22 protein-coding genes are annotated in these 22,397 nt (G+C 68.4%); 13 read left to right on the plus strand and 9 right to left on the minus strand.

Annotated elements, in window-relative coordinates:
• Positions 1-114: 114 nt before the first annotated feature.
• Complete coding sequence (locus BACI349Y_RS04120) at positions 115-1,131, plus strand: LacI family DNA-binding transcriptional regulator (protein WP_159630714.1); 1,017 nt, start codon at positions 115-117, stop codon at positions 1,129-1,131.
• 6 nt (positions 1,132-1,137) lie between these two features.
• On the opposite strand, the gene BACI349Y_RS04125 is transcribed toward BACI349Y_RS04120, so the two are convergent.
• The gene (locus BACI349Y_RS04125; RefSeq protein ID WP_159630716.1) at positions 1,138-1,899 is read right to left on the minus strand and encodes a DeoR/GlpR family DNA-binding transcription regulator; all 762 of its coding nucleotides are present in this window, start codon (positions 1,897-1,899) and stop codon (positions 1,138-1,140) included.
• A gap of 95 nt (positions 1,900-1,994) precedes the next feature.
• Positions 1,995-4,016 (minus strand): acetate--CoA ligase, encoded by a 2,022-nt coding sequence (gene acs / locus BACI349Y_RS04130; RefSeq protein WP_159630718.1) that lies wholly within the window; start codon positions 4,014-4,016, stop codon positions 1,995-1,997.
• A gap of 408 nt (positions 4,017-4,424) precedes the next feature.
• Between acs and BACI349Y_RS04135 the strand changes: the two genes are divergently transcribed.
• The 3 genes from BACI349Y_RS04135 to BACI349Y_RS04145 are packed head-to-tail and all read left to right on the plus strand — an operon-like array spanning position 4,425 to position 7,314.
• Complete coding sequence (locus BACI349Y_RS04135) at positions 4,425-5,801, plus strand: hypothetical protein (RefSeq protein ID WP_159630720.1); 1,377 nt, start codon at positions 4,425-4,427, stop codon at positions 5,799-5,801.
• Between the two features lie 44 nt (positions 5,802-5,845).
• Positions 5,846-6,640: an endonuclease III gene (gene nth / locus BACI349Y_RS04140; protein WP_159635172.1), complete on the plus strand. Its 795-nt coding sequence runs from the start codon at positions 5,846-5,848 to the stop codon at positions 6,638-6,640.
• The gene (locus BACI349Y_RS04145) at positions 6,637-7,314 is read left to right on the plus strand and encodes an NUDIX hydrolase (RefSeq protein ID WP_159630722.1); all 678 of its coding nucleotides are present in this window, start codon (positions 6,637-6,639) and stop codon (positions 7,312-7,314) included. Before nth ends, BACI349Y_RS04145 begins: the two co-directional genes overlap by 4 nt.
• Positions 7,315-7,317: 3 nt before the next feature.
• On the opposite strand, the gene BACI349Y_RS04150 is transcribed toward BACI349Y_RS04145, so the two are convergent.
• Positions 7,318-7,506, minus strand: a complete 189-nt coding sequence (locus BACI349Y_RS04150; RefSeq protein WP_159630724.1) for a YegP family protein — start codon at positions 7,504-7,506, stop codon at positions 7,318-7,320.
• Between the two features lie 160 nt (positions 7,507-7,666).
• Positions 7,667-9,403, minus strand: a complete 1,737-nt coding sequence (locus BACI349Y_RS04155) for a bifunctional 3'-5' exonuclease/DNA polymerase (protein ID WP_159630726.1) — start codon at positions 9,401-9,403, stop codon at positions 7,667-7,669.
• 297 nt (positions 9,404-9,700) lie between these two features.
• On the opposite strand from BACI349Y_RS04155, the gene ssd reads away from it, so the two are divergent.
• The 4 genes from ssd to BACI349Y_RS04175 are packed head-to-tail and all read left to right on the plus strand — an operon-like array spanning position 9,701 to position 13,450.
• Positions 9,701-10,741 carry a septum site-determining protein Ssd gene (gene ssd / locus BACI349Y_RS04160; protein WP_159635175.1) on the plus strand — a complete coding sequence of 347 codons (1,041 nt, stop codon included), beginning with the start codon at positions 9,701-9,703 and terminating at the stop codon, positions 10,739-10,741.
• Positions 10,738-12,048: a TadA family conjugal transfer-associated ATPase gene (locus tag BACI349Y_RS04165; protein WP_159630727.1), complete on the plus strand. Its 1,311-nt coding sequence runs from the start codon at positions 10,738-10,740 to the stop codon at positions 12,046-12,048. The genes ssd and BACI349Y_RS04165 overlap by 4 nt, the downstream gene beginning before the upstream one ends.
• A gap of 32 nt (positions 12,049-12,080) precedes the next feature.
• On the plus strand, positions 12,081-12,836 hold the full coding sequence (locus BACI349Y_RS04170; RefSeq protein ID WP_159630729.1) for a type II secretion system F family protein: 756 nt from the start codon (positions 12,081-12,083) through the stop codon (positions 12,834-12,836).
• A 5-nt stretch (positions 12,837-12,841) separates the two neighbouring features.
• On the plus strand, positions 12,842-13,450 hold the full coding sequence (locus BACI349Y_RS04175) for a type II secretion system F family protein (RefSeq protein WP_159635178.1): 609 nt from the start codon (positions 12,842-12,844) through the stop codon (positions 13,448-13,450).
• A gap of 271 nt (positions 13,451-13,721) precedes the next feature.
• Here BACI349Y_RS04175 and BACI349Y_RS04180 read toward each other — a convergent pair whose 3' ends face one another.
• Positions 13,722-14,075, minus strand: coding sequence for a hypothetical protein (locus tag BACI349Y_RS04180; RefSeq protein WP_201302545.1), 354 nt, complete (start codon positions 14,073-14,075; stop codon positions 13,722-13,724).
• On the opposite strand from BACI349Y_RS04180, the gene BACI349Y_RS04185 reads away from it, so the two are divergent.
• From BACI349Y_RS04185 to BACI349Y_RS20395, 3 genes are read left to right on the plus strand one after another with little or no spacing between them, the layout of a single operon-like run.
• A complete protein-coding gene (locus BACI349Y_RS04185; RefSeq protein WP_260680545.1) occupies positions 14,074-14,208 on the plus strand; it encodes a DUF4244 domain-containing protein in 135 nt (44 codons plus the stop codon). The genes BACI349Y_RS04180 and BACI349Y_RS04185 overlap by 2 nt on opposite strands.
• Complete coding sequence (locus BACI349Y_RS04190; RefSeq protein WP_328699837.1) at positions 14,205-14,699, plus strand: TadE family type IV pilus minor pilin; 495 nt, start codon at positions 14,205-14,207, stop codon at positions 14,697-14,699. The genes BACI349Y_RS04185 and BACI349Y_RS04190 overlap by 4 nt, the downstream gene beginning before the upstream one ends.
• The gene (locus BACI349Y_RS20395; protein ID WP_159630731.1) at positions 14,699-15,199 is read left to right on the plus strand and encodes an Rv3654c family TadE-like protein; all 501 of its coding nucleotides are present in this window, start codon (positions 14,699-14,701) and stop codon (positions 15,197-15,199) included. The genes BACI349Y_RS04190 and BACI349Y_RS20395 overlap by 1 nt, the downstream gene beginning before the upstream one ends.
• Positions 15,200-15,253: 54 nt before the next feature.
• Here the strand turns inward: BACI349Y_RS20395 and BACI349Y_RS04200 are convergent, their stop codons facing one another.
• Together BACI349Y_RS04200 and BACI349Y_RS04205 are read right to left on the minus strand one after the other, a co-directional pair.
• Complete coding sequence (locus BACI349Y_RS04200) at positions 15,254-17,629, minus strand: DEAD/DEAH box helicase (protein WP_159630733.1); 2,376 nt, start codon at positions 17,627-17,629, stop codon at positions 15,254-15,256.
• 84 nt (positions 17,630-17,713) lie between these two features.
• Positions 17,714-18,406, minus strand: a complete 693-nt coding sequence (locus BACI349Y_RS04205; RefSeq protein WP_159630735.1) for a GNAT family N-acetyltransferase — start codon at positions 18,404-18,406, stop codon at positions 17,714-17,716.
• A 159-nt stretch (positions 18,407-18,565) separates the two neighbouring features.
• On the opposite strand from BACI349Y_RS04205, the gene trhO reads away from it, so the two are divergent.
• Positions 18,566-19,462, plus strand: coding sequence for an oxygen-dependent tRNA uridine(34) hydroxylase TrhO (gene trhO / locus BACI349Y_RS04210; protein ID WP_159630737.1), 897 nt, complete (start codon positions 18,566-18,568; stop codon positions 19,460-19,462).
• Between the two features lie 51 nt (positions 19,463-19,513).
• Here the strand turns inward: trhO and BACI349Y_RS04215 are convergent, their stop codons facing one another.
• Both BACI349Y_RS04215 and BACI349Y_RS04220 read right to left on the minus strand, forming a co-directional pair.
• Positions 19,514-20,077 carry a hypothetical protein gene (locus tag BACI349Y_RS04215; RefSeq protein ID WP_224027016.1) on the minus strand — a complete coding sequence of 188 codons (564 nt, stop codon included), beginning with the start codon at positions 20,075-20,077 and terminating at the stop codon, positions 19,514-19,516.
• Between the two features lie 50 nt (positions 20,078-20,127).
• Positions 20,128-20,604, minus strand: a complete 477-nt coding sequence (locus BACI349Y_RS04220; protein ID WP_159630739.1) for a hypothetical protein — start codon at positions 20,602-20,604, stop codon at positions 20,128-20,130.
• Positions 20,605-20,647: 43 nt separating this feature from the next.
• On the opposite strand from BACI349Y_RS04220, the gene BACI349Y_RS04225 reads away from it, so the two are divergent.
• On the plus strand, positions 20,648-22,297 hold the full coding sequence (locus BACI349Y_RS04225) for a DUF7059 domain-containing protein (protein ID WP_159630741.1): 1,650 nt from the start codon (positions 20,648-20,650) through the stop codon (positions 22,295-22,297).
• Positions 22,298-22,397: the final 100 nt, after the last annotated feature.

Below are 22,397 nucleotides of genomic sequence, written 5' to 3' on the forward strand. Positions count from 1 at the left end.
CCGCAAATAGTGATGCAGGTCATCTGGGAACGTTCCCAGAGTACGGCGGCGGTCAGGGCCGTGTCAATGCCTGCGGGAGGACGTACCCCGTCCAGACTCCGCTACAGTACAAATATGTCGCTGACACGCACCCGTGCCCGCCGCGCCACCATCAACGATGTCGCGGACGCCGCCGGGCTTTCCCGGGGGACTGTTTCACGGGTCATGAACGGGGAAAAATACGTCTCCGATGAGGCCAAGCAGGCCGTCGAAGAAGCCATCGCCCGGGTGGGATACGTCCGCAACAACGCAGCCCGCAACCTGGTCACCCAGGAATCCCGGGCCATCGGGCTGATCATTCACGAACCCCACTCGCTGTTGTTCGAAGACCCCAATATTGGCTCCATCCTGCTGGGCGCCAACGAGGTGCTGTCGAAGGCTGACTACCAACTGGTTTCGCTGATCATTGATTCCGACCGTGACAGCCGCAGGGTGGCGGATTACCTGCGGGGCGGCCTGGTTGACGGGGCCGTCATCATCTCAGCGCGCGCGTCCGATCCCATTGCGGCAGCCATAGCGGACATTGGCTTGCCTGCGGCCTTCGTCGGCCACCCGGAAGGGACGCCCGCGCTGCCGTACGCCGCCATTGACAACGTTGAGGCCGCACGGAGCATCACCAAAAGGCTGCTGGAAACAGGGCGGGAACAGGTGGGCATGATCGCCAGTGCCTTGGATCGCGACTCAGGAAAGGACCGGCTTGCCGGCTTCCGGGCCGCGATGGGCGATCGATTTGACCCCAACCTGGTGGTGGAATACCCCTTGTACACCTACGCTGCCGGGTTGGAGGGCATGCAGGAACTGCTCCGGCGCGCTCCCCACCTGGACGGAGTTTTCGCGGCCTCGGATGCCGTAGCCGCCGGAGCCATGACGGCATTGCAGGAGGCCGGGCGGCGCGTTCCGGAGGATGTGGGAATTGTGGGTTTCGACGACAGCAGCTGGGCCCTTCGCTGCAGGCCCCAGCTGTCCACCGTCCGCCAGCCGGCTGACCTTTTGGGGAGCACCGCCGCTGAACTCGTCCTGGCGCAGCTCCAGGGGCTGCCGGGCACGCCGCGGGTCCTCGAGACCACCATCATGTGGCGCGGATCAGCCTGACCGCGCTTACGCGGGCACTACACGCAGCTTGGCCCGTTCGCCAAGGACGCGCTGGGCCTCGGCGCTGAGCCCCGCATCACTGATGACCTCGTCCACGTCATCGAGTGCTGCGATGGAGCTGATGCCCAACATGCCCCACTTGGTGTGGTCGGCAAGGACCACCGTCTTCCGTGCGGCTGCCACGAACGCACGGTCCGTCTCGGCTTCGAGCAGGTTTGGGGTGGTGAACCCGGCGTCTGCATCCATTCCGTGGACGCCCAGGAACAGGACGTCCAGGTGCAGTTGCTTGAGGGCCCCGGTGGCGATCGGGCCAACCAGGGCGTCCGACGGCGTGCGTTCGCCGCCTATCAGGATCACGGTGGACCCGCCGGGGTGGAAAAGATCGGCAATCCGCATCGAATTGGTCACCACGGTGATGCGCGGGCCGCCGGTCAATTCCCGGGCCAGCGCCCACGTGGTGGTGCCTGCGCTCAAGCCGACCGCCATGCCTTCCTGCACCAGCCCCGCAGCGGCTACGGCAATGGCACGCTTCTCCGCCGTCAACTGTGTGGATTTCAACTCGAAGCCGGGCTCATGGGCACTGGCGTCACCGGGAAGTTTCGCCCCACCGTGGATGCGCTCCAGTTTCCCGCCCTCTTCAAGCTGCTCAATGTCCCGCCGCACCGTCATCAGCGACACACCCAGCTGCGCGGCCAGGTCCGAAACCCGCACCACCCGCTCCCGCTGGACAGCATCCACAATGGCCTGGTGTCGGGCAGCTGCAAGCATGTTAGCGGGTTCCTTCATTGGTATTACAGGGTTGCTCCCAGCATACGGCGACGGCGCCACCCAAACCGGGCAGCGCCGTCGCCAAACGGATACCGCTACTTCCGCAGCGACGCCGCGATCTGCTGCATGATGGTCGGGTCCGAGAGGGTGGTGGCGTCGCCCGGATCGCGGCCTTCCGCCACGTCCTTGAGGAGGCGGCGCATGATCTTGCCGGACCGGGTCTTGGGCAGTTCCGGGACCACCAGGATGTTCTTGGGCTTGGCGATCGGTCCGATTTCCTTGCCCACGTGGTTGCGAAGTTCCTGGACGGTGGCGTCACCGTTGTTGGCGGCGTCGCCACGGAGGATGACGAACGCCACCACGGCCTGGCCGGTGGTTTCGTCCGTGGCACCGACGACGGCGGCCTCCGCCACGGCCGGGTGGCTCACCAGGGCGGACTCGATCTCGGTGGTGGAGAGCCGGTGCCCAGAGACGTTCATGACGTCATCCACCCGGCCCAGCAGCCAAATGTCGCCGTCTTCGTCCCTCTTGGCACCGTCGCCTGCGAAGTACATGTTCTCGAACCGGGACCAGTAGGTGTCCTTGAAGCGCTCCGGATCACCCCAGATCCCGCGCAGCATGGACGGCCAGGGCTCCCGGATGACCAGGAAGCCGCCGTGCCCGTTCGGGACGGACTGGCCCATTTCGTCGACAACGTCCACGGCGATCCCGGGCAGCGGCACCTGCGCCGAGCCGGGCTTGGTGGCCGTGACTCCGGGGAGCGGGGCAATCATCTGCGCGCCGGTCTCAGTCTGCCACCAGGTATCGACGATGGGTGCCTTGTCGCCGCCGATGACCTTGCGGTACCACATCCAGGCTTCAGGGTTGATGGGTTCACCGACTGAGCCCAGCACGCGGAGCGACGAGAGGTCGTACTTCGCCGGGATCTCCGAACCCCACTTCATGAAGGTCCGGATGGCGGTGGGCGCGGTGTAGAGGATGGAGACCTTGTACTTTTCCACGATCTCCCACCAGCGGCCCTGGTGCGGGGAGTCCGGGGTTCCTTCGTACATCACCTGGGTGGCGCCGTTGATGAGCGGCGCGTAGGCGACGTAGGAGTGTCCGGTGACCCAGCCGACGTCGGCCGTGCACCAGTAGACGTCCGTTTCCGGGTGGAGGTCGAAGACCGCCTTGTGGGTGTAGGCCGTCTGGGTGAGGTAGCCGCCGGTGGTGTGCAGGATGCCTTTCGGCTTACCCGTGGTGCCCGAGGTGTAGAGGATGTACAGCGGGTGTTCCGAATCGTGGCCCACCGCCGTGTGCTCGGCCGTTGCCGTGCCCACGGTGTCAGCCCACCAGTGGTCGCGGCCTTCCGTCCAGTCCACGTCCTGGCCGTTGCGCTTGACCACCACCACGTTCTGCACGGTGTGGCCGTCGTGGGCCAGGGCGTCATCGACGGCGGCCTTGAGCGGGCTGGGCTTGCCGCGCCGGTAGGTGCCGTCCGCCGTGACAACGAGCTTGGCCTCGGCGTCGTCAATCCGCGAACGCAGTGCTTCGGCGGAGAAACCGCCGAACACCACTGAGTGGACCGCGCCGATCCGGGCGCAGGCCAGCAGGGTAATGACGGCCTCCGGGATCATGGGCAGGTACACGGCCACGCGGTCACCCTTGGCCACGCCCAGGGACTCGAAGGCGTTGGCCGCCTTTTTCACCTCTTCGGTCAGCTGCGCGTAGGTGTAGGTCCGCGTGTCGCCGGGTTCGCCCTCGAAGTAGATGGCCACACGGTCACCGTTGCCGGCTTCGACGTGGCGGTCGAGGGCGTTGTAGGCGGCGTTGAGTTCACCGCCCACAAACCATTTGGCGAAGGGCGGATCGGACCAGTCCAGCGCCTGGGTGAAGTCCTTGTTCCAGGTCAGCAGTTCCCGGGCCTTCTTTGCCCAGAACGCCGGCCGGTCGGCATCCGCTTCCCCGTACTCGGCGGCGGTGACAACGGCGTTGGCCGCGAATTCCGGGGAGGGCGGGAAGGCCCGGGTCTCATGCAGCAGGTTCGCAAAAGCATCGCCCTGGTGGCCTTGCTGACCTGCCGGCTGGGCGGAAGCGGAGGGAACGGTGGCCGTGGAGCTGGGAGTGTCCTGGGACATGTGAACCTCATCATTCATCGATCTTTGCCGCGCGGGACACCCGCACGGCAGGGCCCTCCGTGTGGCACGGCATTGGGCTCCAGCCGGGCGGGCGTACCGCAAAGAGCTGTTCCGCAACCTAGCCTAATGCTTGCCGCTCGCCCTCTGTGCTCCCCGTCACACATGCGGCCATGAGCGGCATTTTTTAAGCGGTGAATGGTGTCTTCATTACTCCTCCCGGGGCCACGGAGGCCTGCTCCAGCTAGTGATCAGCCAGGCTGTTGACTAGGCTGAGATGGAATTGTGACTTCATTTCGGACCGCTCCGCCCAGGCGCAAACAGTGCCTGGACGGGCCCGGTCCGCATGTCAAGACGGCACGGTTTTCGGGTCCGGACCGGGCCCGGTGCCGCCACGCTAAGGAGAGCAGAATGAACCAGCAGAGCTTCGGCCAGCGAACGGCCCCGGACACCGAGCCGGGGCCCGGAGGCTCCGGATCCGCCGCTGTGGGACCAGGTCACCCGACGGCCGCCGCCGGCGCCGCCAAGGGACAGGCTGCAGGGCGCAACGCTGCCTCCGGAAAGATCGACCCCAACGCCAACCATGCCGTCCTCGGTCCGTTCACTGTGCGGGACCTGGCCGTTTTCGCCGGGACGTTGATCCTGTTTGTCGCGTCCCTGCTGCCCCTTTTTGGTGCCCGGTACAACCTGTGGAACCTGAACAACCTGTTCTTCCTGGGGCTGGGCATCATCCTGCCGCTGATCGCCAGTGCCCTGTTCGCCGCCCGCCGGCTGGCCCCTGCAACCCGGATCCGCGTGGGTTCGCTCTCCATCGACCAGTTCGCCTCCGTGGTGGCTTCCTTTGCCGTCGCCTTCTTCTTCCTGTCGGTGGCCTCCGGATATGGGACCACACTGCTGGTGGGCCTGATCGGCTCCCTGATCCTGTTCACTGCCACGGTGCTGGGCCGTTTCGTGCCCTATCTGTCCGGTGACTTCAAGGACCGGCCCGAGATGCCGGCGCATGTCGTGGCCCGCGAAGCCGCGGTCCCGACCCGGAAGCCGCGGGCCCCTAAAGCGGCCAAACCGGAGACCGGCGCCAACCAGTCCAAGGGCGGCTTCAAGGGCGCCGGCATCTTCGGGGGTGCCGGTGCCGGCTCCTCCGCTGTCCAGCCGGGATCTGCCGGCCACAGCCCTGAGCCCGTCCGTTCCGCGCAGCCGCCCGCTACCGCTGCCGTACCGGTGGCTGCCGCCGGGACATCAAACGCGGGAACCGCCGGAGCTGCCGCTGCAGGAGCCGGTGCCGCGGCCGCCGCTTCCGGTGCCCACGGGCCTGCCGCGTCCGCGTCGTCGCCGTCCGCGCCCGCCCCCGAAACGTCGGAACGGACCCCTGAAGTGGACGCCGGGCCGCCCACCCAGGCAGCCGACGTCGTCCGCCCTGCTTCTGCTCCCGTTGCGGAGGAGACCCAGCACGGGGATGTCCCCGCAGCCCATGCCCCCCAGGCGGCGTGGGAGCCGCCGGCTGCCACCGCCGTTCACCAGCAGGTCCGCGCCGAGCAGCCCATCGGGGCAACGGTGGACCCGGCAAGCCGCCACGACGAGATGGACGGGCAGCCGATCCACGAGGCCTTTTGGTTTGCCGTTGCCCAGCACCGCACCGCCTTCGACCCCCGCACCGGTGCCCCCGCGTTCGTGATTGAACCCGGCGGCTGGGTGCTGGCACTTGAGGACCGCGGCCACGAATTCCTGGTCCAGCACACCGATGGACGGCTGGGCGTGCTGCGCGACCTCAGCAACATCGAGCGCGGCTGACGCCGGTGGCCGGGGCCCGCACCAAGACCGGCCAGGCCGCAGGGATGCCCGTGGTCTCGTCCGAATCCGTCCTGGCGCTGAAGCGGAGGGCGCGGCGCATCCACAGGGCCCTGGCCGAGAAATACCCGTACGCCCATGCGGAACTGGATTTCCGCAATCCGTTCGAACTGCTCGTGGCCACCGTCCTGTCCGCCCAGACCACCGACGTGACGGTCAACCAGGTCACCAAGGTGCTGTTCGCGCGGTGGCCCAATGCCCGTGCCCTGGCGGAGGCGGACCCCACGGAGCTTGAGGCCATCCTCAAGCCCACCGGGTTCTTCCGAGCCAAGGCGAAGAACGTCCAGGCACTGTGCACGCGGCTGGTGGACGAGTTCGACGGCGAGGTGCCCGGGCGGATGGAGGAACTGGTCACGTTGCCCGGCGTGGGCCGCAAAACCGCCAACGTGGTGCTCGCCAACGCCTTCGGCGTTCCGGGGATCTCCGTTGACACGCACTTCGCCCGGCTGGCCAAGCGGTTTGGCTGGACCCAGTCAGAGGATCCCGTCCAGATTGAACAGGACGTGGCGGAGCTGTTCGAGCGCAGGGACTGGACCATGCTGTCCCACCGGGTGATCTTCCATGGCCGCCGGGTCTGCCACGCCAGGAAACCCGCCTGCGGCGCCTGTCCGGTGGCCAACTGGTGCCCCAGCTACGGTCTGGGCGAGACCGACCCCGTCAAGGCGGCCAAGCTCCTCAAATACGAACTTGCCCCCGGCAGCGAGGCATTGCTGGAGCAGTACTTGGCAGAACAGCACCGGGCCGCAGAGATCCGGATGGCTTCCCAGAAGAGGACCCCGTGAGCGCCCGCGAAGACCTCGCCGGGCTGGTCCGGCGGGCCAAAACCGGAACGGCAGGCCCTCCTGATCCGCGCTGGGCTGCCCTGACCGTCGATGCGGCACGCGCCCGCAGGGCCGCGGTGCTGATGCTCTTTGGCGTTCTTGACGACGTCCCGGCCGCGTCCGGCAAGCCACTTGCGCCGGCCGACCTCGACGTCCTGCTCCTGGAACGCGCCCACACCCTGGGCTCCCATCCGGGCCAGGTGGCCTTTCCCGGCGGCGGCATCGACAGGGACGAAACTCCGGTGGAGGCCGCGCTCCGGGAAGCCGAGGAGGAAACCGGACTGGATTCCAGCGGCGTGGAAGTGCTGGGCACGCTCCAGGAGCTGGGGTTGGCGCACAGCAACTTCCTGGTGACGCCCGTGCTGGGGTGGTGGCAGGCACCCTCGCCGGTCCGGGTGGTGGACTATGGTGAATCCGCCCAGGTGTTCCGCGTCCCGGTGCGGGACCTGCTGGACCCGGACAACCGGGTGATGGCCACCGTCCACCGGGCAGGGCGGACGTTCGACAGCCCAGCGTTCACGGTGAACGGGGTGGTGGTGTGGGGCTTCACCGGCATTGTGCTCAGTGGCCTCTTCGACCAGCTCGGCTGGTCGGTTCCGTGGGACCGGAACCGGCTGCATCCGATCGGGGTCTAAACCTCAGGCCTGCTGGCGCAAATCCACCACGATGCCGGTGGCGGCGTTCTCGCGCATGGCCTTGATGCCGTCACGGAGCATGGTCAGGGACTTGAAGGTTGGCGAAACCGCAACGGTGTTGCCCTCGGAGTCGGTGAGCCGCAGCCGGTACGACTCGTCGCCTGTGCGGTGTATTTCAAATCTTCCCGCCATGGACGGGGACCTCCCTGGTATGCGTCGTTGCATCAGCGTGTGGACCGGTCTGTTTCAGCCACCGCCTCCGACTGTAACGTCCGCCACCCTGCCCGTCGAGCTACTGCCGGGTAGGTTACCTTGCATCTCATGGGCAGGTATCCGGCGCCCGCCAGGACCGCTATTTGGCGAGGTTGTAGGAGTCGACGACGGCGAGGCTCACCGGGAACTCCACCGGGATCCGCCCGAACAATAGCTCCTTTGCCGCCACGGCCGATTCCTCGATGGCGGCGATGCAGGCGTCAACCCTTTCCGCGGGCGCATGCACCATCACCTCATCGTGCAGGAAGAAGACCAACTCGGCCCGGACCGTCCCGCCGCTGCCGCCGGTGCCCGCTGTCCGAAGGGTGCGCAGCCGCCGTCGTAATTCCGCGAGCCAGCACGCCGCCCAGTCCGCCGCGGAGCCCTGGACCACGAAGTTCCGGGTGAAACGCCCCCGGGACCGGGCTATGGACTCTGCGCGCCGCTGCTCTTCGGCGGTGGTGGAGCGCTGGCTCAGGAACCACCGCTCCGAGGGCGGCGGGCTGCTGCGGCCCAGCCGCGTGGTCACCGTTCCGCCGGCTTCACCCGCCCGCGCCGCACGCTCCACAAAGTCGACGGCGCGCGGATAGGTGCGCGCCAACTGCGGCATCAGCCGCCCTGCCTCGCCGGAGGTGGCGCCGTACATCGCGCCCAGCAACGCCATCTTCGCTTTGGCCCGGTCCCCGCCGAAGCCCTTGGCGGCGATGCCGGCATACAGGTCCTGGTCCCGGGCGGCCTCAGCCATGGAGGAGTCCTGCGCGAGGGCCACCAGGACGCGCGGTTCCAGCTGCGAGGCGTCGGCCACGATCAGTTTGTGGCCCGGGTCTGCATGGACCGCTCCGCGGACCTGGCGCGGGATCTGCAGTGCGCCGCCGCCCCGGGACGCCCAGCGCCCGGAAACCACTCCGCCCACCACATACTCGGGGCGGAACCTGCCACCGTCCACCCAGGCGTCCAGCCATGACCAGCCGTTGGCCGTGTGGAGGCGGGAGAGCTTCTTGTATTCCAGCAGCGGCTCGATGACAGGGTGGCTGGACTCCCTGAGCTCCCACTTCCGGGTGCTCTTCACCTCGATGCCGTTGCGGTGCAGGGCCCGCATCAGGTCCTGCGGCGAGTCGGGGTTGAGCCCCGGGGAGTTGAGCAGGGCACGCAGTTCCGCAGCAAGCGCCTCCAGTCTTTGTGGACGCTGTCCGGCGGTCGGGCGGGGCCCCAGGTGGTCAACCAGGATCTGTTCGTGCAGGTCCTCCCGCCACGGAACGCCCGCGTGCTGCATCTCGGCAGCCACCATGGCGGCTGCCGACTCCGCCGCGAGCAGCAGCTGGAGGCGGTGCCGGCGGTTTTCCTCCGTCCCCACGCCGGCCAGGGCGGCCTGCTGGGCCGCGTATTCGGCGCGGAGGTCCTCCAGTCCCCACCCCGGGGCCGGTCCGGCACCCGGATCGTCGAACAGCGCTCCCTGGTCCGCCGGGGGACGCGGCGGCAGCAGAGCCTTCGGCGGGAGCATGGGATCCTCCACCGGGACCCTGTCGGTATTCCTGGCGTAATCGGTATGTGCGCTGAACTGCGAAAAGGCCAGGATGTTGCCGCAGAGGGTGACGTCGTAGCAGCGCTCCACCTCCACACCGGAGGCGAGCAGCGCGGGGTACCAGTCCTGCGTCCGGTGCCAGATCCACCGGGGCGGCTGTCCTCCCGGGCGTTGGGCTTCGAGTTCACGGACGACGGCGGCAAGCTCGCCGGGTGCCACCAGCCGGGGCCCGGGGTTGGCCGGTTGGGGGTCGCCTGCCTGTGTCAGTTCCTGCAGTGCCGCACCGCGGGGGTGGGCGGCAAGCAGCAGGTACATGTTCCCATTGTGCCCTGCCGGGAGTGGTGGCCCTGTTTGTCCACATAGGGGAGGTGGCCCCTTAACGGGCTTTTGTTGCCGCGGCAGAGTGGCTGCATGAGCAGGCACCAGCTGAATGCACCGCACCCCGCGCCGGGGCAGGCCACGGATTCCTTCCGGCGGCCACCAGACCGGAGGTCACCCTCCCGTGCTGCGTTGCCGGACAACCCGGCGTCCGGCGCAGCCTGGCTGCCGGACGGTTCACCGCCGGACGGTTCACCGCCGGGCGGTTCAGCACCGGGCGGGGCGGCCGGGGTGCTGCTGGTTACCTCCTCGGGGGTCCTCCGCGCCGAAGTGGAGCGCATCGTGGCAGCCGCCGGAACCCAGCTGCGCGTCGTTCCGGATGCAGTGGAAGGCGGACGGTACTGGGACGCTGCATCGGCCGTCCTGGTGGGCAGCGATGTGCGGGAGCTGCCACCGCGGCGGCGCACCCCTGCCGTCATGGTGGGCCTCGACGGCGAAGGGGACAGCCTCTGGCACCTCGCCGCCGCCCTGGGCGCCGAACGCGTTGCCGTGCTGCCCGATGCCGCTGCCTGGCTGGCGGACCATCTGAGCCGGTCACGCTCGCCGGGCCCCGGCGGCCTGGTCCTTGGCATCACGGGCGGTTGCGGCGGGGCGGGCGCAACCACCGCCGCCATTTGGATAGCCCAGGCCGCGGCAGGGCTGGGGGCACGCGTCCTGCTGGTTGACGGGGACCCCTGGGGCGGTGGCCTGGAACTGGCGCTCGCTGCCGAGGACACCCCCGGACTGCGCTGGCCGGACCTCGCGGAGGCAAGGGGCAGCATTGATCCCCTGCAGCTCTCCGACTCCCTGCCCGTGGCCGGAGGTTTTTCCTTCCTGTCCTGGCCAGCCACCCGGGAGCAGCCGGTCCCTGTCCCTGCTGCCGCCGCAGCGGGTGTGCTCGATGCTGCCCGCCGTGGTTTTGAGCTGGTCGTCGTGGATGTGGGAAGGGGCGCGGAGCCGCTCCATACGGTGGCCTGGGACTGCGACCGGATCATGGTGGTGGTGCCGGCGCAGCTGAAGGCCGCGGTCGCAACGGTGCGCCTGCTGCAGGAACTTCCGCCCGTGGAGGCTGCCTTGCTGGTGCGGGGCCGGCCAGGCGCTGCGCTGGACAGTTCCCTGATTGCTGACGCCGTAGGGTTGCCCGTGCGGGGCCGCATCCCCGAACTGCGGGCCGTCCCGGTAGTCATGGAAGCGGGGCGCCTGCTGGACTTTGGGAAGCGGCGGAGCATCCGGCATTTCGGCGCCACGGTGCTCGATTGGCTCGGCGAGGACCTGCAGGCGGGGGATGTGGCATGAGGCGGCCGTCGGGTACACCCTCAGCTCCGCCTCCAGCTCCCGATACGGGCAGCGCTGCAAGGTCCGGGGGCCTGGGTGCACGGCGCAGTGCCCGGATCCTTGAAGCGAACCAGGCCGTTCGCCAGGCGCGGGCCGGTGAGGCAGCCGGTACTGGCCGGGCCGTTGATTCCGGGCTGCTGGAATCCGTCCGTGAGTCGATGATGGCCGAGGCTGGAGCGGTAACAACGTCGCGCGTCGCTGCAGCTGTCCAGGCCACGGGCAAGCTGTTGGGCACCGCCGGAGCGCTTGCCGCGGTGGAACGGATCAGTGCCGAACTCAACGGACTGGGACCGCTGCAGGAGCTCACCAGGGATCCTGCCGTCACAGACATTTTCGTTAACGCTCCCGATTCCGTGTGGGTGGACCGTGGCAGGGGCATCGAGCGCGTACCTGTCGTGTTCGATGGCGAGGCCCAACTGCGCGCGCTGGCCTGCCGGCTGGTGGCTGCAGGCGGGCGCCGCCTGGATGACGGGTCGCCCTGCGTCGATGTCAGGCTTGCCGGCGGCTACCGTGTCCACGCCGTGTTGCCGCCGGTGTCCACGTCCGGGACGCTGCTGAGCGTCCGGATTCGCAGGGAGAGGGTTTTCAGCATGGCGGAGCTGCGCACGGGCGGCATGTTCGGCCAGCGCGTGCAGACGGTGCTGGAGAGGATAGTGGAGAGGAAGTTGAGTTTCCTGGTCAGCGGTGCCACGGGTTCCGGTAAGACCACGCTGCTGTCCACCCTGCTGGGCCTTTGTTCCGCGGAAGAGCGGCTGGTCCTGATCGAGGATGCGGCCGAACTCAACCCTGTCCACCCCCATGTGGTGGCCCTCGAATCACGCCACGGGAATCTTGAAGGTGGCGGCGCCGTGGACTTGGGGGAGCTGGTTCGCCAGGCGCTTCGCATGCGTCCGGACAGGCTGGTGGTGGGGGAGTGCCGGGGTGCTGAAGTCCGTGAGCTCCTGACGGCGATGAATACCGGGCACAGTGGCGGTGGCGGAACCATCCACGCGAACACGGCAGCCGCGGTCCCGGCCAGGCTCAACGCCCTCGGCGCGCTCGCTGGGCTCGGCCCGGAGGCCGTGCGGCTTCAGGCCGCCAGCGCCCTCGACGTTGTCATCCATGTCGGCAGGACCCCGAAGTCCCGGGAAGTCCTGTGCGTTGGACTCATCGCCGATGGCCCGGCAGGGCTGACCGTGGTGCCGGCCATTAAGGAGTCAGGTGTCGCAGGTCCGGCGTGGCCGGCGCTGGCGGCCCGGTTGGGGATGGATCTCGGGGCAACCCTGTGACGGTCCTTTTCATCGTGCTTCTTTGCAGTGCCATGCTGTTGCTCCTCAAACCGCCCCTGGACGTGGTTTCCCGGCTGCGCACGGCAACCGGCAGGAGGAAGAACACGCAGGGGGTCAGGAGAGGCCTGGTACTGCCGTGTGGAAAGGCGGCCGGCAGGAGCGCGGCACTGTCGCGGGGGCCGGGCCTGACCCTGGTGGTGCAGCAGCTGGCGGCACTGCTCCGGGGCGGACGGACGCCGGGGCGGTTGTGGGACGAGCTGTGGACGGTTTACGGCGATGGCGGAAACGGGCAGCGGCTTCAAGACCGTGCACGCGTGTCCGGGGCGGTGCTGTCAGAGGGATCAGCTGCGGTTCTGTCATCCGCGCGTGCTGCCGCCGCGACTGGAGCTCCCGTTTCGGATTCCATCCGGCGCGCGGTTTCCACAGCGTTCCAGCCCCGGGACAGGGAGGCCAGGACCTGGTTGGAGCTGGCCGCCTGCTTTGACATTGCGGAGGCCAGCGGGTGTCCGCTCGCCGACGTACTGACCCGGTTCGCGGCCCAGCTGGAAGCGGAGGATGACGCAGACGCGGCCCGGCAGACGGCTCTCGCAGGGCCCAAAGCCACCGTCCGGCTCCTGACCTGGCTCCCCTTGATGGGTCTTGGACTCGGTGCCGCCCTCGGCGTGGATCCCCTCGCTACCCTCTTGGGAACACCCCTGGGACTGGCCGCCTTGTTCGGCGGGGTGGTCCTCACCGTGACGGGAAGGGCATGGTCTGCCCGGCTGGTTTCGGCGGCGGCAGGGGCATGAGTGCCATGACCCAGGGGTGGGCTCCCGGCCTGGCGTTGTTCCTGCTGCTCGCGGCCAGCGCCTGGCTTGCCTGTTCCAGCCACGTCAGGCCGCGCCAACGGCTGCGCTTCCTGCTTCCTGCCGCTGCAGGGGCACAACCGACGGCATCCACCAAAGGGGCGTCAGCGAGTTCCGGCAGCGGGCTGAAGGATCCGGCCATGATGCTGGAGCTGGTGGCGGCCATGCTCGATGCCGGCGCCGGCATTGGCCGGGCGCTTGACCTGGTGGCTGCTTCGGCTGCCCCGCAGTACCGGGAATCCCTGCGGCCTGTGGTCTCGGCGCTGGCCATTGGCGCCGACTGGGAGACGGCATGGCGCAGCTCCGCTATACAGCTGCCCGAAGTCCTGGAGTTGCGGGACGCGCTGGGCTTCGCCGCACTCACGGGCGCGCCGTCGTCAGCGATTCTGTACGCCCAGGCTGCGAGGCTCCGCCGGGAGCGGTTTCGGGCTGCGGAGAAGCGGGCCGCTTCGCTCGGGGTGAAGTTGGTGGTTCCCCTGGGCCTGTGCTCACTCCCGGCCTTCATCTGCCTTGGTGTCGTTCCGGTGTTGCTGGCCCTGGTACCGTCCGGTTCCTAACCTGCTGGCTCCTCGCAATCCGGCTCGTTGCCAGCCCCGCCGCTCCCGGGCCCCGGTTCCCAGCCTGTCCCGGTGCCCCGGCTCCTGGTCCAGCTATGCCGGCCGCGCCGTCCGTCCCCTCCTCCACAGCGCCGGAGCAGCCCAGCTTTTCCACTTAGCCCACACCCTCCCTTACCCCCAACAACTCCGCCGGGAAGAGTCAAGACAGCCGGGAAAACCACCGGCACCCATGGAAAGGAAACCAGATGTCCACCAACCACTACCGTCGCAATTACTCCGCCGGAATGTCCGCACCCGCTGCTTCCAGGCAGATGGCCACCGCTCCCAGGCTGATGGCCACCGCTTCCAGGCTGATGGCCACCGCTCCCAGGCCGATGGCCATGGGGCCGGCCCGCAGCCGTGGCAACGCGGTCGGGACGCAATACACATCCCGTGCCACATCCCGTGCCCTTGCTTCCAACACAACTGTCAGTCGCGCACTCGTTCCGCAGGCACCGGCCTCAGGTACGTCCTTTCCAGGGGCGTCCTTTCCGCCGCCCGGCAGCGTGGTGGAGCTGTACCCGGCTGCGGGCCGCACCCGCAGGATGCGGCGCAGCGTAGGGTTGCTGGGCTCGGAAGCCGGCATGGCGACAGCCGAATACGCCATTGCCACCCTGGCCGCGGTGGGTTTTGCCGGGCTGCTCGTGTTCATCCTCCGCAGCGATGAAGTGCGTGGTTTCCTGCTGAACCTCATCCGCACCGCCCTGGCGCTGCCGTGACGCGTACGGCAGGACTGCTGACAATCCGGAAGACTATTGAAGCGGTGACCGGGGGTGTGGGCTCCAGCTACGGTCACCAGGAACAGGCAGGCAAGACGGGCGACGCCCGCGGCACCGTAACGGCAGAGTTCGCCGTGGCATTGCCGGCCGTGCTGGCACTCCTGGCCATGTTGCTCGCCGGAGCCGCCGCGGGCATGACTCAGCTGCGTATTGAAGAGGGAGCCCGGGCCGGCGCCAGGGCCGTGGCCAGGGGCGATGACCCCGCAGCCGTGGAACGGACCGTCAGGATGCTCGCCGGCAGGTCGGCGTCCGCGACAGTTGCCGCCGACGGTGGCTGGTTCAGGGTCACGGTCACTGACCGGGTGCCCGGACCCCTGGGATCTTCCATCCCATGGACCCTTACCGCCCGTGCCTCAATACGCAGCGAGACTGCGGGGACCGGCGCCGCCGGCAGCGGCGACGGATCGGGCGATGCCGGGGGCGTCAGGTGATGGGTGACCACGGGCGGCGACACCCCACGATTGGGACCGGCCATCCCTGTGCTGGGTCCGGTCGTGCTGCACCCGGGCGCCGGCACGCCACAAGACGCCGGTACGCCCGGGGAGGGCGGCGGAATTTTGGTCCCGGTCAGAGTCCACAAGGCGCCACAGATGGCCGCGAACGTGGGTCGGGAACGGTCCTGGCCGCGGGGCTGGCGCTGGTGGTCATGACGGCCATGGCCGTCATGCTGCTGCTGGCCCAGTCAGCCGTGCTCGCGAGCAGGGCGGCAGCAGCAGCGGACCTGGCAGCTCTCGCCGCGGCGGATGCCCTCCGCGGCATCACCACGGGGGATCCCTGCGCGGTGGCCGTTGAGGTGGCGGCGCGGCAGTCCGCCACGGTCCTCAGCTGCTCAGCGGGCCCGGGACAGACGATTGAGGTGCGCACTGAGCTCGGGGAGCGCGCACTGCTGGGTGCCGCGACGGGACGGGCCCGGGCAGGACCTCCGCCATAGGGCCAGGGAATCGGGGGAGATGGGCCATCGAAGGGCACGTCTCCGGACGGGGAATCAGCTCCTGGCTTCCAGATCCACCGGCGTGGCTTCTGTGGCGTCCTTGAGCAGCACGTCCAGGAGGGTAACCGCGGCGGCCTTATCCAGCGGGTTGTTCTTGTTGCCGCATTTTGGGGACTGCACGCAGGACGGGCAGCCGGCATCGCACTCGCAGGCCTTGATGGCATCGCGGGTCGCTGCCAGCCAGACCATGGCTTTGTCGAATCCCCGTTCGGCAAAGCCGGCTCCGCCGGGGTGCCCGTCGTAGACGAATATGGTGGGCACCCCGGTGTCGGCATGCAGGGCAGTGGACACCCCGCCGATGTCCCACCGGTCGCTGGAAGCCACCAGCGGCAGAAGTCCGATCGCGGCGTGCTCCGCGGCATGCAGGGCGCCCGGGAACTGCGCTTCGATGAGGCCGGCCCCGGTCAACGAACGGTTGTCCACCACGAACCACACCGCCTTGGTGAAGAGCTCCCGTGCACCGAGTTCCAGCGGCTCCTCGCCCAGGACCTCGTTGGAGATCAGGGCCTTGCGCTGGAAGGAGACAACTTGGGTGGTGACCTTCACGTCGCCGAAGTGGACGGTCACGTCGCCCCACTGCATGGTCCGCAGGGTGTCCAGGACCTCGATCTGGGTTACGTCGCGTGCTGTCGTGTAGTAGTCGGGGTTGGCCCGGCGGACCATGACGCAGTGGTCGTCTTCATTCAGGTCCTCCACCACATAGGTGTCGCCCTGGTGGACATACACGGCCCCGGTGTGTGCCTGGTAGTGCGTCTGCGGCGAGTCCATGGTCCCCAGGAGGGAACCCGTCTCGGCGTCGACGATGCTGACCGGGCCCCCACCGTCTGCCCGCAGGTTGACCATCCCCGCCGCGCTTTGCGAGTGGGTCCAGAACCAGCCCGCGGGCCGCCGCCGGAGGTAGCCCTGGGCAACCAGCCGGTCCAGGAGCATTTCAGCGGTGGGACCGAAGAGGTCCAGCTCGCCCGGCCCCAGGGGAAGCTCAGCGGCCGCCGCACACAGGTGCGGTCCCAGAACATACGGGTTGGAAGGGTCGAAGACCGTCGCCTCCACCGACACGTCGAAGATGGCCTCGGGATGGTTCACCAGGAAAGTGTCCAGCGGGTCATCGCTGGCCACGAAGGCCGCAATGGCATCCTGGCCCGCCCGGCCGGCCCTGCCGATCTGCTGGAACAAAGATGCCCGCGTACCGGGCCAGCCAGCCACCAGGACGGCATCCAGGCCAGAGATGTCGATCCCGAGTTCCAACGCAGACGTGCTGGAAACACCCAGCAGCTGGCCCGAACGCAGGGCTTTCTCCACTGCCCGGCGTTCCTCCGGCAGGTACCCCGACCGGTAGGCGGCAACCCGCTGCGGGAGGCTGGGATCCACCTCGTCGAGGAGCCGTTTGGTAATCGCGGAGATGGTCTCGGCGCCGCGGCGGGACTTGATGAAGGCGATGGTGCGGACCCGGGCGGATACCAGGTTGGCCAGCAGATCGGAGGTTTCGGCCACGGCCGTCCGCCGCTCCTTCGCGCCGTTCTCCCCTCTGACCTCGGTCAGCGCCGGTTCCCACAGCGCCACGGTGGTGGCCCCGTGCGGCGAGCAGTCGCGGGACACCGCCTTGACGGGCGCCCCGATGAGGCGGGAGAAGGAGACATCGGGCTCGGACGCGGTGGCGGAGGCAGCGATGAACACGGGCTCGGGGAACGCCGTTCCCGCACCGTAATAGGCGCAGATCCGGCGCAGCCGCCGCATCAGGTTGGCCACGTGTGAGCCAAACACGCCCCGGTAGCTGTGCGCCTCGTCCACGATGACGTAGCGAAGCCGGCGGAAGAAACCGGCCCACCACGCGTGGTTGGGAAGGATGCCAAAGTGCAGCATGTCGGGGTTGGCCAGGATGAAGTTGGCGTGGTCCCTGATCCACCGGCGGGCGGAGGGATCGGTATCGCCGTCGTAAGTTTCCGCCCGGACCGTGGGCAGCTTCAGGGCGCGGATGGCGTTCAGCTGGTCCGCCGCCAGCGCCTTGGTGGGGGAGAGGTAAAGGGTGACGGCGCCGTCGTCGTGAATCTTGCCCGGGTCCGCGAGCACCCGGAGCTCGGACCGGTGGATCGCATCCAGCGCCGGCAGCTGGTATGCCAGGGACTTTCCGGACGCAGTGCCGGTAGCCACCACAACGTGCTGGCCCGAATGCGCTGCACCGGCCGCGTCAACCTGGTGCCGGTACGGCTCAAGGATGCCCAGCGTCCCGTACGCCGCAGCAATGTCCGGATGAACCCATTCAGGCCAGGGCGCGTGGACTGCCTCCCGCGCCGGTATGGTGCGGACATGACGCAGCTGTTCCGGCTCCGGGCCGCGGCCCAGTAAAGGAATCAGGGAGTCATGGGGGTTCACCCCACCATTCTTCCACCCATGACAGTGCCGCCCGCCCGAGGTTCGCCAACGGGGAAAACAAACGGCAGGCCCAGCTGAACCCGTTCAGCTCAGGGAGAGGTCCGCCCCGTCATGGGATGCCGAGAGCATCAGGACCCGGGCCACCGTCGTCCAGCCAAGATGGGAGTAGAGCTTCTGCCCGTCCAGGGACGCCAGCAGCAACCCGGCGCGGACATCGTGCCCGAAGGCCTGGGCCGCCAGCGCACGCATGATGAAACTGCCCAGGCCCCTGCGCTGGAACGCCGGCTCGGTGATGATCTTGTCGAACACTGCGGTGTCACCCACCACGAACACCCTGCCACTGGCCGCGAGGGCTTCTCCGGAGCGGACCTCGGCGTAATGCACGCCGTCCTGCTCGTACGTGGACAGGCTCAGATCGTCGTCGGACAGCCAAGGGTCCTCGGCGTCCTGCGTCTCCATGTCCACGATCATCATCGTCTGCGAATCGGACGTGACGTTCAGCCCTTTACCGGCTGCCAGGGCGGCGTACCGTGAGGGGTCGTTGGTAAGAATGGTCAGTACCCGCGCCGGGGATTCCGCAGTCCTGGCCGCGAGGGCGGCGAACTCGTCATCGGTGGGTTCGGACGCGAAAATTTCCCACTCGCCGCTGGTGTCAGAGCGGAGCGCAGCGGGGAAACGGCCCTCCGTGGAGGTCCGGTAGCCGCGACATCCGGCCCAGCCGGCAACCCACACTTCGAGCAGGCCAGTGATGTCTTCAACCAGGGTTTCCGGGCTCATGGCAAGAACACTATTCCAGCCCGATCACAAGCAACAGGGGGTGCCGAAGTGCTTATGCAATTGTGATACGCCCGGGCCTGGCCCGAGCCGCCGCACGCGGACCCGGGCCGGCCCTGCAGCGCAGCCGCTGACCTTAAAGCAGCCGGTACCCTTAAATACGTGGCTTTGAACAAGATTGTGCTCTTTTACGGCTTTACCCCCATAGCTGACCCGGACGCCGTCCGCCTCTGGCAGCGTGCCCTGTGCGAAAAGCTGGGACTGACCGGCCGCATCCTCATTTCCAAGGACGGCATCAATGCCACGGTGGGCGGGGAAATCGGCGCCGTCAAACAGTACGTCAAGACCACCCGCGAGTACTCCGGGTTCCGGGGAATCGACGTCAAATGGTCCGACGGCGGCGCGGCGGACTTCCCCCGGCTCAGCGTGAAGGTGCGGGACGAGATTGTCTCCTTCGGCGCGCCCGGCGAACTCAAGGTCGACGCCGGTGGCGTGGTTGGCGGCGGAAAACACCTCAAGCCGGAGGAGCTCCACGAGCTCGTGGAAGCCAGGAAACAGGAAGGCGGGGACGTGGTGTTCTTCGACGGCCGGAACGCCTTCGAAGCGCAGATTGGCCGCTTCAAGGACGCGGTGGTACCGGATGTCGCCACCACCCATGACTTCATCAAGGAGCTGGAGTCCGGTAAATACGACTCTCTGAAGGACAAGCCCGTGGTGACCTACTGCACCGGAGGCATCCGCTGCGAGGTGCTCTCCAGCCTGATGGTGAACCGCGGCTTCAAAGAGGTGTACCAGCTCGACGGCGGGATCGTCCGGTACGGCGAAGCCTTCAAGGACCAGGGGCTCTGGGAGGGCTCGCTGTACGTCTTTGACAAGCGCATGCACCTGGAATTCAGCGAGGACGCCAAGACCATCGGCCAGTGCGCCCGCTGCTCGGCGCCCACCAGCAAATTCGAGAACTGCTCCAACCCGAGCTGCCGCACCCTCACGCTGTACTGCGCCGAGTGCGCCGCCAGCCCGGAGACGCTCCGCTGCCCGGACGGCTGCGCGGCGGCCTGAGCCCCACCGCAACCGGGCTGGGGGAGCGTGATGCCCGCCCGTCGTCCCGGTTTAGAGCCTGTGCACCCGGAACGCGTAGTTCGCCGCGGTCCTCGCCTCCACCCGGACCGTGAGGACACTGTCCGTTGACAGGTAAATGACGTTCTCGCGGTTGATGCCGCACCGGAGGGCAAGGTCCACCAAGGTGAGGGTCTCGGTGCGGACCGTGAAGGTCACCCGGCGCTGGCTGCGGCAGGCGATGGACAAAATATAGGTCCCGGTGTCCAGCACCGGCGACGCGACCAGCCGGTCCTCCCCGGCAGCCAGGAGCCCGGCGTCGGCCTGGACCACGGGACCGGTGGTACCCGGAAGGGCCCGGGACACCCAGTCACCCAGCTCCGCCGCGCCCACCGGATCCTGCTGCAGCGGGTCGCGGGTAAACGCAGGCGCCGGGGCAGCAGTCCCGGTGCCCTGCGCGCTGCCGGCCCTGCCGTCGTCGTACGTATATTCGCAGCCGGCCAGTGCACCTGCCGCAAGCACCAGTCCAAGGGCGACGGCGGCTCCCGGCTTCGGTGCCAGAAGCGCCCGTGCTGTCCCTTCGGGAAGGGGCGCGGAGATTCCCCGCACGCTGGGCATAGTCCGACTCTAAGCCCGCAGCGGGCGGCGGGCCAGAGCCGGAAGAGGGCTTATTTCGCCGGTGCCAGCTGGTAGGCGTAGAGCAGCGGAGCGTCCACGCTGGAACTGCTGATTTCGACCCGTCCGGTGGCGGACAGCGTTATTTTGGTGGTTTCCTGCCGGCCGTTGCAGGCTGCTCCTGCTTCCGTCACGGCTTTGCCGTCCAGGGACACGGCGAAGAAGGCTTTGCCGGTCCCTTCGCACACCGTCGTGAGTACATAGCTGCCGGCGGGCACCCTGGCGGCCTCCTGCACAATGCGGTTCCGGTTGAGGATCTTCCCCGAATCCTGGAGCACGACACCCGCCGGCGTAGAGGGCAGGGCGGTGGCCCGCCACTTGGGAACATCCGCATTCTCCACCGAGTTCACGGGTGAACACCCCGCCGCGGCCAGGCAGAGAGCCGCGGCCACCACCGTCACCGGCAGCGAACGGCGGACCACAGCGGCCGCCGTGCGGGCGCGCGGAAGGAGGGGAAGGCGGGAAGGCATGTGACCACCGTACCCCGCAGCCACGCCGGACTAAACTTGAGCGATGCCTGGATCCCCTTATGAGTTCACCGCCGGAAACACTGCCGACGCTCCCCGAAGCGACCTCCCCGCGCTGCTTTCCACCCTCGCCGCGGACCTGCGCGGGCTCGACTACACGCTTGACGGCGTGGCACGGCTGCTGGGCCCGGCAGCGTCGGCCGCGCTGAACAGGGACCAGATCATCCCCGCGGTGCTCGCTGTTGAGCATGCTGTGCGGGCCGACAACGGCACGGCGCCGCTGGCCGCCGTCGTCCGCTTGTGGCTCCTCGCAGAGCCGCAGGAAAAGGAAACGCTCGACGCCGCACTGCCGGGCACCGGCGCCGACGGTCTCCTTGAACTGGGGCTGGTGCAGCCCGTCCCCGGCTCCGGGCTCCTTACGGCTAAGGCTGACCTGAGGCCGTACGGCTGGGACAAGAATGAGGACGGCAGCGGCGGCGCGGAGCTCTGGGTGGCCAGCGACCTCGCCGCCCACCAGCAGGCCGGGATGCTCCGGCATGACCACGTCCTTGGCATCGGGCAGGCATCCACCACCCTGGTGCAGACCACCATCCGCCGCCACACCGGGCGCGCGCTGGACCTGGGGACAGGGTGCGGCATCCAGGCCTTCCACCTGCTGCACCACTGCCAGCACGTGACCGCCACCGACATCTCCGAACGTGCCCTGGCCTACGCGCGGTTCAACATCCTGCTCAACGCGGAGGCGCTGTCCGTCGACCCGGACCACCTCGAGGACCGGGTCAGCCTCCGCCTGGGTTCGCTCCTGGAGCCGGTGGCCGGGGAAGAGTTCGGCCTGGTGGTCTCCAACCCGCCGTTCGTCATCACCCCGCGCAGTCCCGGCGAGGACGCAGCGGACCAGTTCACCTACCGCGACGGCGGCCTCCCGGGCGACGGGATCGTGGCATCCCTGGTGGCCGCCCTGCCCGGCGTCTTGGAGCCCGGCGGTTGGGCCCAGATGCTGGGCAACTGGGAAGTCGCCGCCGGCAGCAGCTGGGAGGAGCGGCCAAAATCCTGGGTGCGGCAGGGCACGGACGCCTGGTTCATACAACGTGAAGAGGTCAGCCCGGAACAGTACGCGGAAACCTGGCTCCGGGACGCCTCGGAGTCCCGGGACCGGCAGCACTACCGGGAGGCGTATGCCCAGTACCTTGCCGATTTCGGGTCCCGGGATGTTGCCGGCATCGGCTTCGGCATGGTCTGGCTGCGCCGCCCCGCTGACGGCCGCGCTGCCGCCATCAGCCGCTTCGAGGAAATCACCTACCCCATCGAGCAGCCCATCGGCCCCCACCTGGGTGCCGCCGTCGAACGCGCCGACTGGCTCGCCGCGCATGACCTTGCGGCCACGCACCTGCTGGTGGCGGGGGACGTCACCGAGGAGCGCCACCAGCGCCCGGGCGCCGAACACCCCGGCGTTATCCTGCTCCGGCAGGGTGCCGGGCTGCGCCGCACCACTTTGATGAGCACGGAGCTGGCAGGCTTCGTGTCCGCATGCGACGGCGACCTCACCGCCGGGCAGATCGCCGGGGCTTTGGAGGCCCTCCTGGGCGGCGGGGAGGGGTTCGACGCCGGGACTTTCCAGGGTGCGCTGCTCGCCGACGTGGCCAACCTGGTCCGTGACGGCTTCCTGGTCCCGGCCGGAAATCCCGCCTTGGAATAAGCCCCCTCAAGCCCTCAACAGAGCCCCGTCTTTTCCACATGAATGCGCACGATTCCCCAAAATATGGTGAACTAGGCGAACATGGGCTCATCTGCCCCAG

Origin of the sequence: Arthrobacter sp. 8AJ, from assembly GCF_902506025.1 — a bacterium.
In the GTDB taxonomy this organism is placed as follows: Bacteria; Actinomycetota; Actinomycetes; order Actinomycetales; family Micrococcaceae; genus Arthrobacter.

What these genes read in the sequence shown, in the direction of transcription:
- BACI349Y_RS04120 (WP_159630714.1), top strand. Translation starts at nt 115, where the DNA reads ATGTCGCTGACACGCACCCGTGCCCGCCGCGCCACCATCAACGATGTC.
- BACI349Y_RS04125 (WP_159630716.1), bottom strand. Translation starts at nt 1,899, where the DNA reads ATGCTTGCAGCTGCCCGACACCAGGCCATTGTGGATGCTGTCCAGCGG.
- acs (WP_159630718.1), bottom strand. Translation starts at nt 4,016, where the DNA reads ATGTCCCAGGACACTCCCAGCTCCACGGCCACCGTTCCCTCCGCTTCC.
- BACI349Y_RS04135 (WP_159630720.1), top strand. Translation starts at nt 4,425, where the DNA reads ATGAACCAGCAGAGCTTCGGCCAGCGAACGGCCCCGGACACCGAGCCG.
- nth (WP_159635172.1), top strand. Translation starts at nt 5,846, where the DNA reads ATGCCCGTGGTCTCGTCCGAATCCGTCCTGGCGCTGAAGCGGAGGGCG.
- BACI349Y_RS04150 (WP_159630724.1), bottom strand. Translation starts at nt 7,506, where the DNA reads ATGGCGGGAAGATTTGAAATACACCGCACAGGCGACGAGTCGTACCGG.
- BACI349Y_RS04155 (WP_159630726.1), bottom strand. Translation starts at nt 9,403, where the DNA reads ATGTACCTGCTGCTTGCCGCCCACCCCCGCGGTGCGGCACTGCAGGAA.
- BACI349Y_RS04165 (WP_159630727.1), top strand. Translation starts at nt 10,738, where the DNA reads ATGAGGCGGCCGTCGGGTACACCCTCAGCTCCGCCTCCAGCTCCCGAT.
- BACI349Y_RS04170 (WP_159630729.1), top strand. Translation starts at nt 12,081, where the DNA reads ATGCTGTTGCTCCTCAAACCGCCCCTGGACGTGGTTTCCCGGCTGCGC.
- BACI349Y_RS04175 (WP_159635178.1), top strand. Translation starts at nt 12,842, where the DNA reads ATGACCCAGGGGTGGGCTCCCGGCCTGGCGTTGTTCCTGCTGCTCGCG.
- BACI349Y_RS04185 (WP_260680545.1), top strand. Translation starts at nt 14,074, where the DNA reads ATGGCGACAGCCGAATACGCCATTGCCACCCTGGCCGCGGTGGGTTTT.
- BACI349Y_RS04180 (WP_201302545.1), bottom strand. Translation starts at nt 14,075, where the DNA reads ATGCCGGCTTCCGAGCCCAGCAACCCTACGCTGCGCCGCATCCTGCGG.
- BACI349Y_RS20395 (WP_159630731.1), top strand. Translation starts at nt 14,699, where the DNA reads ATGGGTGACCACGGGCGGCGACACCCCACGATTGGGACCGGCCATCCC.
- BACI349Y_RS04205 (WP_159630735.1), bottom strand. Translation starts at nt 18,406, where the DNA reads ATGAGCCCGGAAACCCTGGTTGAAGACATCACTGGCCTGCTCGAAGTG.
- BACI349Y_RS04215 (WP_224027016.1), bottom strand. Translation starts at nt 20,077, where the DNA reads ATGCCCAGCGTGCGGGGAATCTCCGCGCCCCTTCCCGAAGGGACAGCA.
- BACI349Y_RS04220 (WP_159630739.1), bottom strand. Translation starts at nt 20,604, where the DNA reads ATGCCTTCCCGCCTTCCCCTCCTTCCGCGCGCCCGCACGGCGGCCGCT.
- BACI349Y_RS04225 (WP_159630741.1), top strand. Translation starts at nt 20,648, where the DNA reads ATGCCTGGATCCCCTTATGAGTTCACCGCCGGAAACACTGCCGACGCT.